The organism is Streptomyces sp. RKAG337, assembly GCF_023701715.1.
Lineage (GTDB): Bacteria > Actinomycetota > Actinomycetes > Streptomycetales > Streptomycetaceae > Actinacidiphila.
The window spans coordinates 3,781,679-3,800,256 of record NZ_JAJOZA010000001.1 but is presented as its reverse complement, the minus strand read 5'-3'; the positions used below and the strand labels follow the sequence as shown (position 1 = coordinate 3,800,256).

The window sequence follows — 18,578 nt, the reverse complement described above, 5'->3', positions numbered from 1 at the left end:
CCTCACCAGGCGATGTCCGAAAGTTGATCTACATTGGCTGATTTTCTGTTCAGCTATTGCTACCGATTGCTACCGGCCCGTAGCAGCATTCGCCCACTTCCCGCCGAAGCGAACTCCGCAACAGCGCTGTAGATCTGCGCCGTGCCGTCAGCCGGCGAAACCGCTTTCACCGTCCGTTCGCGCGGGGTCTCGCACGAACCGGGACCGTTCCCCGCCCCGACCGGGCACTCCACCCGCACCGTCCGGCCGTCCGGGCGCATCAGGGTCAGCACTCCGCCGAGCGGGCCGCCGGTCCCGTTGCGGTAGTACGTACGGGCCCAGGTGTCGCCGCCCACCGCGATGGTGCAGGTCTGCGCCTGGACGCCCTCGGGAGAGGCGAGTTGGGGCCCGCAGGCCGCGACCGGCCGCGGCGCGGCGGATCCGGCGCCCGAGCCCGCCCCGGAGCCCTCGGACGACCCCCGGGCGGACCCCGCGGCCGAAGAACCGCCGGGGGCCGGCCGCAGCCCCGGGAGCAGCCCGTCGACGGGCCCCGCACCGGGACCGTCCGCCACCGCCGGCACGGACCGCGGCTGGTCGCTCCGCGCCGCGCGGGCCGGCGGACCCGCCGAGTCGGAGGGACCCGCGGTGGCGGCGGCCAGCGGCAGCACCACCGCCAGCGCGATCACACTGGTGAGGGCGATCATGCGCAGATTCGGAGCGCGCTCCATCGGGTTCCACCTGTCCAGGATTGCGGCTGGTGCGGTGCGCCGAACCTATCGGGCCGATCACGCCGAAAAGGGGGCCATTGCCCCGGATACCGGGCAACGGCCCCCTGCTGCTACCCGAACGAGTGACGGCGCCGAGGGCCCGGCACACCGGGCCGGCGCGCGCCTCTCCCCGGCCCCCTCAGCACGTGGAAGTGCGTCAGCTCAGTGCGTGAGGTGCGTTCCGTCAGTACGTGAGATGCGTTCCGTCCGGTGCCGTCCGGCCCGCGCGGACGAGGGTGTCCACGATGAGCGCCACGCTCGGCAGCCATGGTGACGTGGTGCCGTCGTCGACCACCGGCGGCCGGATCCACCGCAGTTGTCCCGCACTGCTGCTCGACGGCGGCAGCGCCACGTAGCCGCCCTCCCCGTGATAGCGCAGCGAGCTGGGCACCCATTCGTGGGAATCGAGCAACTCGCCCAACTCCTCCAGGGAGTACGGGGCGACGAGCAGGACGAAGCGCGTCGGGGTGGCCACCACCGGGCCGAGCCGGACGCCCAGCCGGTCGAGGGTGTCCAGGGCCCGGGCACCGGCCACGGCCGGCAGGCTGACCGCCGAGACGCGGTCGCCCGTCGCGAGCACCACGGGCGCGTCGGGGCGGGCCGTCCACCACCAGCGCACCATGCGCGGGTCGCGGGTGGCCGCCATGAGTCCGGGATCGTGCGGGTGCACGCCGGGGACGGGGCAGTCCGGCCGCGGGCAGGCGCATGGCTGCGCTCCCGCCGCCCGCCAGGAACCGCGGCGGTCGTGCCCGACACCGGGCACCACCGGCCATTTCCACTGTTCCGTGTAGGTGAGAACCGCGCTGAGCAGCGCGGACTGGCCTCTCCACCGGAACGAGAGCTTGCGTCGCCTTCCGAGGATCTCGCGCATAGCGCAAAGTTCCTTTCCGTTAACGCTCAGAGGATCTGCCCATGACACAACGTAATCTCGAGCACACCGCTTACAAGGCAGCGCATCACGCTGCTAGCCGAGCGTGGAACGTGGCGAGGGGTGGCGCACGCATGGCGCTTGCTGTTCTGTCTGCTCTGTATGCCGCGCTGTGCGGTTCCGCTGGGTGTGGGAACACCCCGCCACTCGGGGGTAGGCCGGCCGTCATCTACTAGTAGGACGCTGGAGCCAGACACCGGGTTCCTACCCACCACCGTGAATATGACGCGCTGTTGGACGGCATCAGTCGACCGTCAATTGTCTTCGGGTGTGGTCATTTTCGGCCAAGCTTTCGGAGTACGACACCACTCCTTCTACCAGCACAATCCTGGACATGCCCACGATCAGGCGTGTACAAGTGGAAAACTGGTAGCGGCGCAGCACGATATGGGGGTTTGCGATGCTATTGACGCAATTGACCTGCTTCATCAAGCCCCGCACGCGAGTCGGCAAAAATCCCGAATCGCCGACAAATAGCATGGTTCGTCGCGCAGACCGTGATCTCACGGGAAGCCGTCGGCCATGAGCACCACCCGGGTGCCAAAAGTGGCCGGAACCAAGCCACCCATTCCCGCCGCGCCACACACTTCCGCCCCTGCGGCCGAATGCCGCCCCGTGGATCGGCTCGCGGCCGTCCAGGACCGGCTGGCCTGCTGGATCTCCGATCTCACCACACTGCACGAGCTCACCGAACGCCTCGCGCGCACCACCGGCCTCGACGAAGCGCTGCGGGAAGTGCTGCGGGCCGGCGCCGCGTTGGTCGGCGCGCGCCGCGGTCTGCTCGTCCTGGAACCCGCCGACCGGCTGGGTCCCGACACCACTGTCGGCCTCGGCCTCGGCCACGCCGACCTGGGCACCATCGAGACCGTGCCGCACGGCGCCGCCTCCTACGGGATCCTGCTCGACGGCACCGACGAGAGCGCCGACAGCACCGGCGGCACCACCGGCACGGGCATCCCCGGCGGCCCCGCCGGCACCGGGGACGACCCGGACGCGACCGCGCCCGCGGACCCCACCGCGCCCACGACGACCGCCACGACACCGCCCGCGACCCCCGCCGCGAACGCGTCCGGCGCCACGCAGAGCGACCGTCCCGCCGGCCGCGACGAGATCATCCACCCCGATCTGCCCCACGAGCCCGGCCTCGACCCGCGCCACCGCGAGGTCGCCGCGCACCTCGGCTTCGACGCCAGCTACGCACTGCGGCTCACCACCGAGCGGACCGGCCATCTCGGCGCGGCCGTCTGGCTGTACGACGAACCGGCCGCGCCGGTCGAACGCCAGCGCCATCTCGTCGGCCTCTACGGCCGGTACGCCGCCGAACACATCGCCCGCCAGCTGGAACTGAGCCGCGCCCGCGGCACCCTCGCTACCCTCGCCGAGGAGCTGCTGCCCGCCCGGCTGCCGCGGGTCGCCGGCGTACGGATGGCCGTACGGCACGACACCGGGCCGCGGGGCGGCGGCGACTGGTACGACGCGCTGCCGCTGCCCGAAGGCGCGCTCGGCCTCGCGGTCGGCGGCGTCACCGGCTCCGGTCCCAGCGCGGTCGCCGCGATGGGCCGGCTGCGGGCGTCGCTGCGGGCCTACGCCGTCATGGAGGGCGAGGACCCGGTCGCCGTCCTGTCCGACCTGGAACTGCTGCTGCGGCTCACCGAGCCCGCCCGTTCGGCGACCGCGCTGTTCGCGTACGCGGAGCCCGATCAGCACAAGCTCGTCCTGGCCGGCGCGGGACACTGCCCGCCGCTGATCATCGGCGACCACCGGATCGAGTACGTCGAGACCTCGCTGTCGGCCCCGCTGGGCATGCTGAGCTGCTGGGAGGCGCCCAGCGTCGAGATCCGGCCGGAGCCCGGAGAAACGCTGCTGCTCTACACCGACGGCCTGCTGCACCGCACCGGCGAACCGATGGACCGCGCGCTCGCGCGGCTGCACGCCGCCGCCCAGAGCGCGCCCCGCGCCACCCGCGACGACCCGGACCTGCTCGCCGACCACGTGCTGCGCACCGTGCTGCCGGACGGGCTCGACACCCTCGACAGCCCGGAGGACGTCGTCCTGCTCGCCGTCCGCTTCGACTGAGCCCCCGGAACCCGACCACGCAGCACCTGTCCAACACCACCAGGTCCGCTTTGCCGCACTTCGTGACCTAAGCCCTCTGTAATCGGTCTTCCGTACGCACATACGATGGATCGGTCTATTGCGAGGAGGCAGGACGTGTCCGAAGAGGTCGAAGCGGCCGAAGAGCAGCCGATCAAGCAGCGTAAGAACGGTCTCTACCCCGAGGTCTCCGACGAGCTCGCCGAACTGATGAAGTCCGAGTGGGCCGACACCGAACTGCACGACCTGCGGCCGATCGCCCAGGCGCCCCACGCCGCCCGCCGCCGGGCCGCGCTGTCCGCCCGCTTCCCGGGCGAGCGGCTGGTCATTCCGGCGGGCAACCTCAAGACGCGCTCCAACGACACGGAATACCCCTTCCGCGCGTCCAGTGAGTACGTCCACCTCACCGGTGACCAGACGCAGGACGCCGTCCTGGTCCTGGAGCCCGCCAAGGGCGGCCAGGGACACGACGCGACCGCGTACCTGCTCCCCCGCTCCAGCCGTGCGAACGGCGAGTTCTGGCTCGACGGCCAGGGCGAGCTGTGGACCGGCCGCCGCAACAGCCTCGCCGAGGGCGCCCAGCTGCTCGGCCTGCCGTGCTCCGACGTCCGCGAGGTCGTCGCGAAGCTGGCCGTGGCGACCGGACCCGTACGGGTGGTCCGCGGCTACGACGCGGGTGTCGAGGGCGCGCTGACCGACAAGGTCACCGCCGAGCGCGACGCCGAGCTGAAGGAGTTCCTCTCCGAGCTCCGGCTGGTCAAGGACGAGTGGGAGATCGGCGAGCTGCAGGCGGCGGTCGACTCCACCGCCCGCGGCTTCGAGGACGTCGTCAAGGTGCTGGACAAGGCCGAGGCGACCTCCGAGCGCTACATCGAGGGGACGTTCTTCCTGCGGGCCCGCGTCGAGGGCAACGACATCGGCTACGGCTCGATCTGCGCGGCGGGACCGCACGCCACCACCCTGCACTGGGTGCGCAACGACGGCCCGGTCCGCTCCGGCGAGCTGCTGCTCCTGGACGCCGGCGTGGAGACCCACAGCCTCTACACCGCCGACATCACCCGCACCCTGCCGATCAACGGCCGGTTCAGCGACATCCAGCGCAAGATCTACGACGCGGTCCACGCATCGCAGTCGGCGGGCATCGCGGCGGTCAAGCCCGGCGCCGCCTACCGCGACTTCCACGACGCCTCGCAGCGCGTGCTCGCCGAGAAGCTCGTCGAGTGGGGCCTCGTCGAGGGCCCGGTCGAGCGGGTCCTCGAGCTCGCCCTGCAGCGCCGCTGGACCCTGCACGGCACCGGCCACATGCTCGGCCTCGACGTCCACGACTGCGCGCACGCGCGCACCGAGACGTACGTGGACTGCGTGCTGGAGCCCGGCATGGTGCTGACCGTCGAGCCCGGTCTGTACTTCCAGGCGGACGACCTGTCGGTGCCGGCCGAGTACCGCGGCATCGGCGTCCGCATCGAGGACGACATCCTCGTCACCGCCGACGGCAACCGGAACCTGTCGGAAGGGCTGCCGCGCCGCTCCGACGAGGTCGAGGCGTGGATGGCCGGCCTCAAGGGCTGACACGCACCGCTCGGCATGGGTGACATGGGTGATCCGCCTCGGGTGCCGCGACAGGCACCCGGGGCGGTTTACTGGCCGCCGTGACGACAACCGACCCCGCGCTGCGCGCCCTGGCCCATCCGGTACGGCTGCGCATGCTGTCGCTGATGTGGGCCGCCCCGCTCTCCGCGGCGGAGCTCTCCCGGGAGCTGGCCATCTCGCACGCGCTGGCCAGCCAGCATCTGCGCCGGCTGGACGCCGCGGGACTCGTCGAGCTCAGCGAGGTCCGCTCCCACCGCGGCGGCAGGGAACGGCGCTACCGCACCGTGCACGGCACCCCGCTGTCCGACCGGCAGGACGGCACCCCGCTGCTCGCCGAGGCGCTCGCGCACAACCTGCGCGACCGGGCCGCCCGCCGGGCACCCGGGCAGGACGGGGTGACCTCCGACGCGGAACTGTGGGTCGCGCCCGAGGCCTGGGACACCTTCCGCACGCGCATCTCGGAGCTCCTCGCCGATCTGCACGAGGCCGCCCGCGCCCCGCACACCCCCGGCTCGGTCCTGCTCGGCGCCACGGTGATGGCGTTCCCCGTGCAGGCGGCAGCAGCGGACGAGGAGGCGGGGGAAGGCCCCGCCGCCCCTTAGACGGCCCGCCCGCCGGCGGGCTCCGTTCCGCTCAGGACGCCTTGAGCAGCGAGTCGTCCCGCCATTTGAGGACCTTGTCGATCGTCACCACGGCGCCGTGGCCCGGCCGGTTGTGGAAGTGGACGTGGTCCACCAGCGCCTCGATGAGGAACAGTCCCCGTCCGTCCTCGGCATGCCGGCCCTTCAGGGCCAGCGGCCGGGCGAGTTGGTGACGTGGCCGGTCGGGCGCGAAGCCCGGGCCGGAGTCGGCGACCTCGATACGGCAGCGGTCGCCGTCAATGCGCGCCGTCACGCTGTAGTCACCCTCGCCCGCGTGTTCCACCGCGTTCGCACAGGCCTCGGACAGTGCCACCGACAGGTCGTAACAGATCTCCGGGTCCACACCGGCGGTCTGCATCGTCCCCAGCAGCAGTCGTCGGGCGAGCGGAACGCTCGCGGCCTCGCGCCGCAAGTGGAGAGACCACCAGATGCTCATGCTCCAGCCTCCAGGCCGCGGCTCGACTTACGGATACCTATAGCCACGAAATGCGCCCCGTAAGCGTCCTCTTGGCGTGATGCCGCTCATTCGGCGGATGTGGGACCCCGGCGTACAGGTGTAAAAGGGCGACTCGCCCGCACCCCCGCAAGCCGGACACCCCCCGTATGCGCCGGTTCCCGGCGGTGAGAGGATGACGCCCGTCATGGCATCCCCATCCTCCGTTTCCCCCGTGCGCGCGGGCGCCGGGCTGCGACTGCTGCGGGCCGCGGTGTTCACCGCGGTCTGTGTCGTGCTGTCCGCGGCCGGGCACGGACTGGCGTCCGGTCACGGGGTGCCGGCCGGCGCGCTGGTGGTGGGGAGCCTCGTGGTCTTCGCCGTGGCCGCGCCGCTGGCCGGGCGGGAACGGTCGCTGCGGGGGATCGCCACGACGCTCGCGCTGGGGCAGCTCGCGCTGCACGCCGTGTTCGGCGCCGGACAGGCCTGCGCGGACCCCGCGACGGGCCGGGACGGTTCCGCCGGTGTCCTGGCGCTGGCCGGCCGGCTGCTGTGCGGCGGCCACACCTCGTCGGCGGCCCTCACCCAGCAGAGCGCGGAACGGATCGTCCGCGACGCCGGTATCGACCCGGCGTCGGCGATGTCCATGAGCCCGGTCACTCGACCGGGTGACAACGGGATCACCGGAATGCACGCGGCGATGGCGTACTCGCTGCCGATGCTGCTCGCCCACCTGTTCGCCGCGCTGGCCGTCGGATGGCTGCTGCGGCGCGGCGAGGCCGCCCTGTGGCGGCTGGTGAGCCTGTCGGCCGACGTGCTGCGCGGTGTGTTCGCCGCGCTGGTGCGCGTCCTGGTCGCCGGATCGGCCGACCACCGGCTCGCCGCGCTCCGGCCCCGCCGGTTCGCCGCCGGACCGGGATCGGCGCGCAGCGTACGGCTGCGCCACAGCCTGCCGCGGCGCGGGCCACCGGCCTACGCCCTGGCGGTCTGACGCGAGCGGTCTCCACCGGTCCGGTTCCCACCGGTCCACGGGGGCGGCGGTCTCGCGCGTTCCGCATCCGCGCCGGCCCTTCCCCCACCACTCACCGTGGAGTCCTGCCTCATGAACAGTTCCCGCATGCGCCGCCTGACCACCGTCGGCGCGCTCACCGGTTCCGCGCTGCTGATGGCCGCCGTACCGGCCTTCGCCCATGTCTCCGTCACGCCCAGCAGCGCTCCCAAGGGCGGCTACAGCACCGTCGCGTTCAAGGTCCCGAACGAGCGGGACAACGCCTCGACGATCAAGGTCGAAGTGAACCTGCCGGCGGACCACCCGATCGCGTCCGTCTCCACCCAGGCCGTGCCCGGCTGGAAGGTGGAGGTCACCAAGACCAAGCTCGCCAAGCCGATGACCATGCACGGCAAGCAGGTGACCGAGGCCGTCACGAAGATCACCTGGAGCGGCGGCACGATCGAGCCCGGCCAGTTCCAGCAGTTCCCCGTCTCGTTCGGGCCGCTGCCCGACGACACGGACCAGCTGGTCTTCAAGGCCCTCCAGACGTACTCGAACAACGAGGTCGTCCGCTGGATCGAGGAGGAGAAGCCCGGCGCGGCCGAGCCGGCGAACCCGGCGCCCGCGCTGACGCTGACCGCGCCGGCGGCGGACGCCCACGGCGCCGCGGCCCCCGCCGCCGACACCAAGGCGAAGAACACGACGGCCGCGGCCGCCGACTCCGACAGCAGTGACTCGACCGCGCGGATCCTGGGCGTGGCCGGAATCGTCATCGGCGTCATCGGCGTCGCGTTCGGTGTCCTGGCCGGACGCCGCCGCACCTCCGCCTGACGCACCGGCCGGGCGGCCGTAAGGCACGTCGTCGGCACGTCCGATGCTCCGTACGTGGTGCCGGGACCCCGCGGTCCCGGTACGCCGCCGCATCGGTACGCCGCCGAGCCGTACGGCCGCCCGGCCCCGCCATCGCACTCCCCGGGAACTCTCATGCGCACAACGATCAAGATCGGCGTGGCCCTGGCGGCCGTCGCGGCCCTCGCCGGATGCGGGGCTTCCAGCGGCGACTCCAAGGAGCCGCTCGCGGTCGTCTCCGGAGCGGCGTCCAAGCCGGGCACCCTCCTCGACGCCCCCTTCAGCAAGCCGCGACTGACCCTCACCGACACCCACGGCAAGCCCTACGACCTGGTCAAGGAGACGGCGGGCCGCCCCGTCCTGCTCTTCTTCGGCTACACCCACTGCCCGGACGTGTGCCCGACGACGATGAGCGACCTCGCCATCGCCAAGTCGCGGCTGTCCAAGCCCGACCAGGAGAAACTGCGGGTCGTGTTCGTCAGCACCGACCCCGCCCGTGACACCCCGCAGCGCCTCGGCTCATGGCTGGCCGCCCAGGACAAGGACTTCATCGGCCTGACCGGTGACTTCGGCACGATCCAGCAGGCCGCGAAATCGGTCGGCGTGGGCATCGAGAAGCCGGTGACGGAGAAGGACGGCAGCATCACCGTCACGCACGGCGCCGAGGTGCTGGCCTTCTGGCCGAAGGACGACAAGGGGCACGTGCTCTACATGTCGGGCACCACCTCGGACGAGTTCGCCGCCGACCTGCCGAAGCTCATCAGGAGCGAGGCACCGTGAGGCGCCGCAGGCCCGCCCGCACCCTGACCGCCACCGTCGCCCTCGCCGGCTCCCTCGCGCTCGCCGGCTGCTCGTCGGCGGCCGACACCTCGGCACACGCCGGGACGAAGGGGCCGGAGCTCTCGGTGAGCGGGGCGTACATACCGCAGCCGGTGATGGCCGACATGGCCGCCGGGTACTTCACGGTCACCAACACCGGCGACACCGACGCGGAACTCACCTCGGTCAGCAGCGACCTGGCCGCCGACATCACCATGCACACCACCACTGACAACCGGATGCGCAAGGTGAACTCCCTGACCGTCCCCGCGGGCGGGCGGCTTACGCTCAGCAGCGGCGGAAATCATCTGATGCTGATGGAACTGACCCACAAGCCGGTGGCCGGCGACAAGGTGTCCATGGAACTGCACTTCGCGACGGCCGGCCCGATCGGCGTCACCGTGCCGGTCGAGCCGACCGGCTACCGGCCGAAGGACTGAGGGGAGCAACGATGACCATCAGGCGTGCGCTGGTCGTACTGGGCGCCCTGCTCGCCGTCGTACTCGGGGCCGCCGCCCCGGCTTCGGCGCATGCCGCGCTGGTGAACACCACCCCCGGGGAGGACTCCGTCGTCAAAACGGCGCCGCAGCAGGTGCTGCTCACCTTCTCCGAAGGCGTGCTGCTGTCCGCCGACTCGCTGCGGGTCCTCGACCCGGCCGGCAGCCGGGTGGACAGCGGCACGCCGCAGCACGCCGACGGCAACAGCTCCACCGCCGTGGTCGCGCTGCGCGCAGGGCTCGGCGACGGCACCTACACCGTCGCCTGGAAGGCCGTCTCGGAGGACAGCCACCCGGTCGCGGGCGCGTTCACGTTCTCCGTCGGCGCCCCCTCCAAGACCTCCGTCGTCCTCGCCGACCAGGAGCAGGCCGTCGGCGGCGGCGCCGCGGGCGTCCTCTACGGCATCGGGCGCTATGTCGCCTACGCCGGGTACGCCATGCTCGTCGGCGCCTCCGTCTTCCTCGCCGTGTGCTGGCCGCGCGGCGCGCTGCTGCGCCCCATGCAGCGGATCGCGGTCGGCGGCTGGGTCGCGCTCGTCGCGTCCACCATCGCGCTGCTGATGCTGCGCGGACCATATGTGAACGGCAGCGGGCTCGGTGACGCGTTCGACCTCGGCGTGATGCGCGACGTGCTCAACACCCGGCCGGGCGCCGCCCTGCTGTCCCGGCTGCTGCTGCTCGCGGCCGCCGCGGTCTTCCTGGCGGTCCTGTTCGGCTCGTACGCCAAACGCGGAACGCCCGCCAACGAGAGCGAGCGGGCCGAGCGCGCCGACCTGGCCTGGGGGCTGGGCATCGGCGGCGGGGTCATCGCGACGGGCATCGCCGCGACCTGGGCGATGGCGGAACACGCCTCCGTCGGCATCCAGTCCGGCCTCGCCATGCCGGTCGACGTCGTGCACCTGCTGTCGATGGCGGTGTGGCTGGGCGGCCTGACCGCCCTGCTGACCGCGCTGGTGGCGGGACTCGGCATCGAACGCGAAGCCGTCCAGCGGTTCTCGCGCATCGGCTTCGCGGCGGTCACGACGCTGGTCGCCACCGGCATCTACCAGTCCTGGCGGCAGCTCGGCTCGTGGGACGCCTTCGTCTCCACCTCCTACGGGCAGCTGCTGCTCGTCAAGATCGGCCTGGTCGTCCTGCTCGTCGAGCTGGCCTGGCTGTCGCGGCGCTGGACCGCGCGGCTCGGCGCGCCCGCCGTCTCCGTCACCGCCGCGGCGGCCGTCAAGCGGCCGGAGCGCGTGGTGGCCGGCTCGTCCACCGACCCCGCCCGCCAGGCGCAGCTGCGGTTGCAGCGCACCGCGCGGGACAAGACCCAGGCCAAGCGCACCCGGGAGGCCGACCTCGAACGCAGCGGGCTGCGCAAGTCGGTGCTGGCCGAGGTCGTGGTCGCGGTGGTCGTGCTCGCCGTGACGACGCTGCTCACCGGCACCCAGCCGGGCCGCGCGGCACAGGAGAAGACCGGCTCGGCGCCCGCGCCCGCCACCTCTTCCCCGTCCTCCGGGCTGCCGCTCAGCGTGCGCATCCCGTACGACACCGGCGGCCCCAAGGGGAAGGGCCAGGCCCTGATCACCATCGATCCGGGGCGGGTCGGCCAGAACGAGGTGCACGTCCTGATCTCCGGCGCGGACCCGGTACCGGTCGACGTGCCCGAGGTGAAGCTCGAATTCACCCTCAAGGCCAAGAACATCGGCCCGCTGCCGGTACCGCTGCAGCACCTCGACGTCGGCCACTGGACCGCGGCCTCGGTGCAGCTGCCGATCGCCGGAACGTGGGAGGTGTCCGTCACCGTGCGGACCTCCGAGATCGACCAGGTGACCGAGACCAGGAACGTAGAGATCACGTCATGACCGAGCAGCGCACGACCGAACACCGGACAACGGGCGAGCGGGCCGCCGACGAGCGGCCCGCCGGGCGGCAGTTCACCCGGCGGCGGCTGCTCGGCACCGCGGGAGCGGCCGGTGCGGCCGGCCTCGTCGTCGGCGGCGCGGGCGGGGCCTTCGGCGCCGCCGCCCTGCGGGACGAGCCGACGGCGCTGGCGTCGGTCGGCGCGACCGCCGTCCCCTTCCGGGACGGCGCGCACCAGGCCGGCATCACCACCCCGCAGCAGGCCCGCGGCCATCTGGTGGCCTTCGACCTCACCGCGGGGCAGACCCGCAAGAACGTCGCGGCGCTGCTGCGGCGCTGGTCGGACACGGCCGAGCAGCTGGTCGGCGGCCGGCCGGTGAGCGGCGACGACCGGATCGCCCACGACGCGGGCCCGAACTCGCTGACCGTCACCTTCGGGTTCGGCGGTTCGCTGTTCCCGAAGACCGGTCTGGAGGACCGGGCGCCGCAGGCCCTCGCGCCGCTCCCGCCGTTCTCCGCGGACGCGCTGGACCCGGCCCGCGGCAACGGCGACCTGTGGGTGCAGATCGGCTCGGACGACTCGCTCGTCGCCTTCCACGCCCTGCGCGTGCTGCAGAAGGCCGCGGGGGACACCGCCCGGGTGCGCTGGCAGATGAACGGCTTCAACCGCACACCGGGCGCGACCCCGCGGCCGATGACGTCCCGCAACCTCATGGGCCAGGTGGACGGCACCAACAACCCCAAGCCCACCGACCCGGACTTCGACGGACGGATCTTCGTTCCGGCCGGCGGCACGGCCCGCTCGCCGCAGTGGATGGCGGGCGGCTCGTACGCGGTGGTGCGCAGGATCCGGATGCTGCTCGACTCCTGGGACCATCTGTCCGTGGAGCGGCAGGAGAAGGTGATCGGCCGCCGCACGTCGGACGGCTCACCGCTGTCCGGCGGCACCGGGACGACCCCGGTGGACCTGGACCAGCGGGACGCCCAGGGGGCGCCCGCCATCGCGGGCGACGCGCACATCCGGGTCGCGGCGCCCGCCTCGAACGGCGGAGCGGCGATGCTCCGCCGGCCGTTCTCGTACCACGACGGCATCGGCTCGGACGGGACCCCGGACGCCGGTCTGCTCTTCGTCTGCTGGCAGGCCGATCCGCAGCGCGGATTCGTCCCCGTCCAGCGGAAACTGGACCGCGGGGACGGGCTGTCCCGCTTCCTGCGCCATGAGTCGAGCGCCCTGTTCGCGGTCCCCGGCGCGCCGGGCCCCGGTGAGTACGTGGGGCAGCGGCTGCTGGAGTCGTGAGGCGGCGGCCGCGGGAGTCGTGAACCCGTCCGGCGCATTAGGGTGACGGTATGTCGGCGAGCCGCTACACCTATCTGGGTCCTGAAGGCACTTTCACCGAGGCCGCGCTCAGAACGCTGCCCGAGGCGGCGACCCGCGAGCTGGTCCCGATGGTGTCGGTGCCCGCCGTGCTGGACGCCGTGCGCAACGGCGAGGCGGGCGGGGCGCTGGTGCCCATCGAGAACTCGGTGGAGGGCGGCGTGACCGCCACCCTGGACGAGCTGGCGACCGGCACACCGCTGATGATCTACCGCGAGGTGCTGCTGCCGATCGCGTTCGCACTGCTGGTGCGGCCGGGCACGAAGCTCAAGGACGTGAAGACGGTGACCGGGCACCCGGTCGCGCAGCCGCAGGTGCGCAAGTGGCTGCGGGCCCAGCTGCCGGACGCGCTGTGGGAGTCGTCGGCGTCGAACGCGGACGGGGCACGGCTGGTGCAGGAGGGCCGGTTCGACGGTGCGTTCGCGGGCGAGTTCGCGGCGTCCACGTACGGTCTCGAACCGCTCGTCACCGAGATCCACGACGCCAAGAACGCGGCGACGCGGTTCGTCCTGGTCGGCCGGCCGGGCCGCCCGGCGGCGCCGACGGGCGCGGACAAGACCTCGGCGGTGTTCTGGCTGGGCGACGACCACCCGGGCGCGCTGCTGGAGCTGCTGCAGGAGTACGCGGTGCGCGGCGTGAACCTGGTGCGCATCGAGTCCCGGCCGACCGGCGAGGGCATCGGCCGGTACTGCTTCTCGGTGGACTGCGAGGGGCACATCACCGATCGGCGGGTCAGTGAGGCGCTGATGGGGCTCAAGCGGATCTGCCCGCAGGTCCGGTTCCTCGGCTCGTACCCGCGGGCCGACGAGGTCCGTCCCCAGGTGCGCCCCGGCACGACCGACAACGAGTTCACCGAGGCCGCGGACTGGCTGGGCCGGGCGCTGGACGGCCGGGGCTGAGTTGTCCACCTAAGTTATCCACAGGCCTGAGGTCCAGCCTGGGGATAACTGGGGATAAGTCGACAGACCAATCTGACCTAGTCGACAAATCGGTACACAGGCACCGAGCCCGTCCACAGTGGTCCAGGTCGGCCTTCGTCAGCCCAATTCCTCTGATCAACTCTATAGGGGGAACACTTCTCACTCGAAAGTGAGTGTTAAGAGGGTTTGGACCGGGAATCCTTCGCCGAGCACCGGACGCCCGGAACGATCAACTCCGTCTTCCACAGTTCGCACACACAACCTGTGGACAAAGGAAAAGAATCCCCATCCACCTGTGGATAACCGGGGTCCACACCCCCTCCCAACTCCCGTTCTCCACAAGGACGGTGCCCCGATGGAGGGATGCGGTGAATTCGGTTGACGGTGACCTTTTGTCCGTTATTGCATTTCGCTCCCCTTTTCCCGGAAACGGACATAACGCCACTAAAAGCCCTTAACTTGTCGCGTTGGACCCCGTCGCCCCGGTAGCCTGTAGCCGTGATTGACCTTCGCCTGCTTCGTGAGGACCCCGACCGTGTGCGCGCCTCCCAGCGTGCCCGTGGAGAGGACGTCGCGCTCGTCGACGCCCTCCTCTCCGCCGACGAGCGGCGCAGGTCGTCCAGTCATCGCTTCGACGAACTGCGCGCCGAGCAGCGCCAGCTCGGCAAGCTCATCCCCAAGGCCCAGGGGGACGAGAAGGCCGAACTGCTGAAGAAGACCGGCGTGCTCTCGGCCGCGGTCAAGGCGGCGGACGCGGAGCAGAACGAGGCCGCGCAGGAGGCCCAGAGCCTGCTGCTCAAGCTCGGCAACCTCGTGCACCCGGACACGCCGATCGGCGGCGAGGAGGACTTCGTCGTCCTCGAGCAGCTCGGTGCGCCGCGCGACTTCGCCGCCGAGGGCTTCGAGCCCAAGGACCACCTGGAACTGGGTGAGATCCTCGGCGCCATCGACGTGGACCGCGGCGCCAAGGTCTCCGGCTCGCGCTTCTACTACCTGACGGGCGTCGGCGCGCTGCTGGAGCTGGCCCTGGTCAACGCGGCGATCGCGCAGGCCACCGCGGCCGGCTTCGTCCCGATCCTGACCCCCACCCTCGTCAAGCCCGCGGCCATGGCCGGCACCGGCTACCTCGGCCAGGTCGACGACGACGTGTACTACCTGGAGAAGGACGACCTGTACCTGGTCGGCACCTCCGAGGTCCCGCTCGCCGCCTACCACATGGACGAGATCATCGACGCGGCCAAGCTGCCGCTGCGGTACGCGGGCTTCTCGCCCTGCTACCGCCGCGAGGCCGGGTCGTACGGCAAGGACACCCGCGGCATCATCCGGGTGCACCAGTTCGACAAGGTCGAGATGTTCGTCTACACCACGCCGGAGGACGCGGAGGCCGAGCACCAGCGGCTCCTGGAGTGGGAGAAGCAGTGGCTCACCGCCCTGGAACTGCCGTTCCAGGTGATCGAGCTGGCCTCGGGCGACCTGGGCTCCTCGGCGTCGCGCAAGTTCGACTGCGAGGCGTGGATCCCGACCCAGGGCAAGTACCGCGAGCTGACCTCGACGTCGAACACCACCGAGTTCCAGTCCCGCAGGCTGTCGATCCGGCTGCGTGACGAGAACGGCACCCGCCCGCTCGCCACGCTCAACGGCACGCTGTGCGCCGTACCGCGCACCATCGTGGCGATCCTGGAGAACCACCAGCAGGCCGACGGCTCGGTCCGGGTCCCGGAAGTGCTGCGCCCGTACCTGGGCGGCCGTGAGTTCCTGGAGCCGGTCAGCAAGTGAGCTCACCCGCTGCCTCCGCGCCCCTCCCGTACCGGCTGATCGCCACCGACCTGGACGGCACGCTGCTGCGCGGCGACCACACCGTCTCGGAGCGGTCGCGGACGGCGCTCGCCGCGGCCACCGCGGCGGGCGCCGCGCACATCGTCGTCACCGGCCGTTCCGTGCCCTGGGCCCGGCACATCCTGGACGACCTCGGCTACGAGGGCCTGGCGGTGTGCGGGCAGGGCGCACAGGTCTACCACGCGGGCGAACACCGGCTGCTGACGTCCGTGACGCTGGACCGCCAGCTCGCCGGGCTCGCGCTGGCCAAGATCGAGGCCGAGATCGGCCCGCTCTTCCTGGCCGCGAGCCGGGACGGCCTGGACGGCGAGGTCCTGATCGGCGCGGGGTACCAGCACAATCCCGAGCTGCCGGTCATCCACATGCAGGACGACAGCGAGCTGTGGAGCGCCCCGCTCAACAAGCTCTACCTCCAGCACCCGGGCCTGGGTGACGACGGTCTGGCCCAGGTCGCGCGCGAGGTCGCGGGCGATCTGGTCGGGGTGACGATGGCCGGCGAGGGCATCGTCGAACTGCTGCCGCTCGGCCTCAGCAAGGCCACCGGCCTCTCCATCGCCGCGCGCCGGCTGGGCCTGACGGCCGCCGACACCATCGCCTTCGGCGACATGCCGAACGATCTGCCGATGTTCGCGTGGGCCGCGCACGGCGTCGCGATGGCCAACGCGCACGACGAGCTGAAGGCCGTCGCGGACGAGGTGACCACCTCGAACGACGAGGACGGCATCGCGGTCGTCCTGGAACGGCTCTTCGCCGTCACCCCCGGGCCGCACAGCGCCCGGTAGTAGCGTGCGGTCCCATGACGGTTCGCAGGGTCAATCCGGCGGGTGGGGATCCGAGTGCGGCTGACGGTGCGGGGCCGGGTCCCGACGGGTTCGTCGGCAGCGATCTCCATCTGGACCTGACCGGCCCCGGCGGCCGGCGCGCCTCGCTGATGCGGGGGCTGCGCGAGGCAATCCGCACCGGCCGCCTCACCCCCGGCACCCGGCTGCCGCCGTACCGCTCGCTCTCCGCCGACCTCGGCATCGCCCGCAACACCGTCGCGGAGGCGTACGCCGAACTCGTCGCCGAGGGGTGGCTCACCGCCCGCCAGGGCTCCGGCACCCGCGTCGCACCGCGCACCGCGCCCCCGAAGCCGAACCCGGCCCCCGCCACCGCGCCCTCCCCGCGCGCCGCGCGGCCCGCGTACAACCTGCTGCAGGGCCAGCCGGACGCCGGCAGCTTCCCCCGCGCCGCCTGGCTGACCTCCGCCCGCCGCGCGCTGACCGCCGCACCCACCGAGGCGTTCGGTCCCGGTGATCCGCACGGCCGACCCGAGCTGCGCGAGGCGCTGGCCGAGTACCTCGCCCGCGCCCGCGGGGTGCGTACCGACCCCGCCAGGATCGTCGTCTGCTCGGGCTTCGCCCACGGTCTGCGGCTGCTGGTCCAGGTGCTGCGCGGCCCGATGGCCGTCGAGGCGTACGGGCTGCCCTTCCACCGCGGCATCCTGGCGGCGGCCCGGGTCCGTACGGTGCCGCTGGCGGTCGACGCCGAGGGCGCTCGCACCGGGGAGCTGGCGGCGAGCGGCGCCAGGTCCGTGCTGCTCACCCCCGCCCATCAGTTCCCGACCGGCGGGCCGCTCGGTCCGGGGCGGCGGGCGACCGTCGTCGACTGGGCCAGGACGACGGGCGGCATCGTCCTGGAGGACGACTACGACGGGGAGTTCCGTTACGACCGGCAGCCGGTCGGCGCGGTGCAGGGCCTCGAACCCGAACACGTCGTCTACCTCGGATCGGTCAGCAAGAGCCTGTCACCGGCGGTGCGGCTGGGCTGGATGGTGCTGCCAGGACCGCTCGTGGAGCAGGTGGTGGCGGTCAAGGGCGAGCGGGAGGCCACGGCCGGCGCCCTGGACCAGCTGACCCTCGCGGATCTCATCGCCTCCGGCGCGTACGACCGCCATGTCCGCCGGATGCGGCAGCACTACCGCCGGCGCCGCGACCTGCTCGTCGCCGCGCTGGCCGAGCGGGCCCCGCACATCGGCGTCTCCGGTGTCGCGGCCGGGCTGCACGCCGTACTGGAACTGCCGCCCGGCACCGAGAGCGCCGCCGTCCGGGCCGCGCTCCGGCAGGGTCTCGTCCTGGACGGACTGGCCGGATACCGCCATCCCGACAGCGCGATGGAGGTGCAGGACGGGCTGGTGGTCGGCTACGGCACGCCGTCCGACCATGCGTTCAGCGGCGCTCTGGAAGCCCTGTGCCGGGCACTTCCGCCGGCCGGCGGTCGCTGACCTCCCGGTGACCGGTGCGGGGCACCGGGCGGCGCGGACCGCCCGGCAGCCGCGCGGTCGGCGTCAGCCCGTAGCAGGCCAGGCCGATGAGGACGGCCGTGAGATGGCCGAGGTCGGTGAAGGTGCGGCTGGTGAGGACGGGCACGGTGAAGAACGTCAGGATCCCCAGCAGATAGCCCCACCGCCAGGGGCGCGGCACCAGATACGTCAGCACGCCGACGACACCGGCCATCCCGTAGCTGACCCCGACGTCGACGGTGTGGGCGAGGGACCGCGGCAGCCGGTCGTAATGGATGCCGAACAGTACGGCCTTCTGGCTGACGAGGGTGGCCCCGATGTGCGCGGTGGCGACGACGACGAGCCAGCGCCAGGTGCCCATCCAGCGTTCGGCGGGCGCGTGGATCAGCTCGTAGAAGACGAAGTAGATCGCGAAGCCGGACGGGGTCGCGACCCACAGGGCGCTGGCGAGCAGCACCCGGACCGGGTGCTGCCGCAGTTCGATGAGGTTGGTGCTGACGTGGTGCAGCAGATACGCCCGCACGTGGGGTGACACGACGGCGACCACACAGGTCGTGATCGTCAGGATCAGCAGCCAGATGTGGGTCCCGGGGGAGGAACGCACCCAGGAAGCGCCGAAGCGCCCCACACCCTGGAGGGTGATGCGGCGGCGCTCGACGGGGATCGGGGTGTCCTGCTCTGCGGCCATCCCCCACATCATCTGTCAGGGCCGGCTGACCCGGCCAATCGCGTTTCG

The 18,578-nt window shown here is 72.1% G+C and carries 17 protein-coding genes; 13 read left to right on the top strand and 4 right to left on the bottom strand.

Going from position 1 to position 18,578, the window contains the following annotated elements; all coding sequences use genetic code 11:
* Window positions 1-59: 59 nt before the first annotated feature.
* Both LNW73_RS16845 and LNW73_RS16840 read right to left on the bottom strand, forming a co-directional pair.
* Window positions 60-707 carry a hypothetical protein gene (locus tag LNW73_RS16845; protein WP_250990474.1) on the bottom strand — a complete coding sequence of 216 codons (648 nt, stop codon included), beginning with the start codon at window positions 705-707 and terminating at the stop codon, window positions 60-62.
* Window positions 708-930: 223 nt separating this feature from the next.
* The gene (locus LNW73_RS16840) at window positions 931-1,617 is read right to left on the bottom strand and encodes a bifunctional DNA primase/polymerase (RefSeq protein ID WP_250990473.1); all 687 of its coding nucleotides are present in this window, start codon (window positions 1,615-1,617) and stop codon (window positions 931-933) included.
* A gap of 579 nt (window positions 1,618-2,196) precedes the next feature.
* Here LNW73_RS16840 and LNW73_RS16835 point away from each other — a divergent pair.
* The 3 genes from LNW73_RS16835 (at window position 2,197) to LNW73_RS16825 (ending at window position 5,960) form a co-directional block, all read left to right on the top strand.
* A complete protein-coding gene (locus LNW73_RS16835; protein WP_250990472.1) occupies window positions 2,197-3,750 on the top strand; it encodes a PP2C family protein-serine/threonine phosphatase in 1,554 nt (517 codons plus the stop codon).
* 135 nt (window positions 3,751-3,885) lie between these two features.
* Window positions 3,886-5,337 carry an aminopeptidase P family protein gene (locus LNW73_RS16830; protein ID WP_374118113.1) on the top strand — a complete coding sequence of 484 codons (1,452 nt, stop codon included), beginning with the start codon at window positions 3,886-3,888 and terminating at the stop codon, window positions 5,335-5,337.
* Between the two features lie 80 nt (window positions 5,338-5,417).
* Window positions 5,418-5,960 (top strand): ArsR/SmtB family transcription factor, encoded by a 543-nt coding sequence (locus tag LNW73_RS16825; protein WP_250990470.1) that lies wholly within the window; start codon window positions 5,418-5,420, stop codon window positions 5,958-5,960.
* A gap of 31 nt (window positions 5,961-5,991) precedes the next feature.
* Here LNW73_RS16825 and LNW73_RS16820 read toward each other — a convergent pair whose 3' ends face one another.
* On the bottom strand, window positions 5,992-6,435 hold the full coding sequence (locus LNW73_RS16820; RefSeq protein ID WP_138351102.1) for an ATP-binding protein: 444 nt from the start codon (window positions 6,433-6,435) through the stop codon (window positions 5,992-5,994).
* Window positions 6,436-6,640: 205 nt separating this feature from the next.
* Between LNW73_RS16820 and LNW73_RS16815 the strand changes: the two genes are divergently transcribed.
* From LNW73_RS16815 to pdxR, 10 genes are all read left to right on the top strand, one after another.
* Complete coding sequence (locus LNW73_RS16815; RefSeq protein ID WP_250990469.1) at window positions 6,641-7,423, top strand: hypothetical protein; 783 nt, start codon at window positions 6,641-6,643, stop codon at window positions 7,421-7,423.
* A 111-nt stretch (window positions 7,424-7,534) separates the two neighbouring features.
* Window positions 7,535-8,254, top strand: coding sequence for a YcnI family copper-binding membrane protein (locus LNW73_RS16810; protein ID WP_250990468.1), 720 nt, complete (start codon window positions 7,535-7,537; stop codon window positions 8,252-8,254).
* Between the two features lie 153 nt (window positions 8,255-8,407).
* Window positions 8,408-9,052: an SCO family protein gene (locus tag LNW73_RS16805; RefSeq protein ID WP_250976704.1), complete on the top strand. Its 645-nt coding sequence runs from the start codon at window positions 8,408-8,410 to the stop codon at window positions 9,050-9,052.
* Entirely contained in the window at window positions 9,049-9,531 is a 483-nt protein-coding gene (locus LNW73_RS16800) for a copper chaperone PCu(A)C (RefSeq protein ID WP_250990467.1), read from the top strand. The genes LNW73_RS16805 and LNW73_RS16800 overlap by 4 nt, the downstream gene beginning before the upstream one ends.
* An 11-nt stretch (window positions 9,532-9,542) precedes the next feature.
* Window positions 9,543-11,432: a copper resistance CopC/CopD family protein gene (locus LNW73_RS16795; RefSeq protein ID WP_250990466.1), complete on the top strand. Its 1,890-nt coding sequence runs from the start codon at window positions 9,543-9,545 to the stop codon at window positions 11,430-11,432.
* Window positions 11,429-12,727 (top strand): iron uptake transporter deferrochelatase/peroxidase subunit, encoded by a 1,299-nt coding sequence (efeB, locus tag LNW73_RS16790; RefSeq protein ID WP_250990465.1) that lies wholly within the window; start codon window positions 11,429-11,431, stop codon window positions 12,725-12,727. Before LNW73_RS16795 ends, efeB begins: the two co-directional genes overlap by 4 nt.
* 50 nt (window positions 12,728-12,777) lie before the next feature.
* The gene (pheA, locus tag LNW73_RS16785; RefSeq protein WP_250976708.1) at window positions 12,778-13,704 is read left to right on the top strand and encodes a prephenate dehydratase; all 927 of its coding nucleotides are present in this window, start codon (window positions 12,778-12,780) and stop codon (window positions 13,702-13,704) included.
* A gap of 519 nt (window positions 13,705-14,223) precedes the next feature.
* The gene (gene serS / locus LNW73_RS16780; protein ID WP_250976709.1) at window positions 14,224-15,501 is read left to right on the top strand and encodes a serine--tRNA ligase; all 1,278 of its coding nucleotides are present in this window, start codon (window positions 14,224-14,226) and stop codon (window positions 15,499-15,501) included.
* Window positions 15,498-16,343: an HAD family hydrolase gene (locus LNW73_RS16775; RefSeq protein ID WP_250976710.1), complete on the top strand. Its 846-nt coding sequence runs from the start codon at window positions 15,498-15,500 to the stop codon at window positions 16,341-16,343. The genes serS and LNW73_RS16775 overlap by 4 nt, the downstream gene beginning before the upstream one ends.
* Before the next feature lie 14 nt (window positions 16,344-16,357).
* Window positions 16,358-17,824, top strand: coding sequence for a MocR-like pyridoxine biosynthesis transcription factor PdxR (gene pdxR / locus LNW73_RS16770; protein WP_374118112.1), 1,467 nt, complete (start codon window positions 16,358-16,360; stop codon window positions 17,822-17,824).
* On the opposite strand, the gene LNW73_RS16765 is transcribed toward pdxR, so the two are convergent.
* Window positions 17,769-18,530, bottom strand: coding sequence for a rhomboid-like protein (locus LNW73_RS16765; protein WP_250990464.1), 762 nt, complete (start codon window positions 18,528-18,530; stop codon window positions 17,769-17,771). The two genes, pdxR and LNW73_RS16765, sit on opposite strands and share 56 nt — an antisense overlap.
* Window positions 18,531-18,578: the final 48 nt, after the last annotated feature.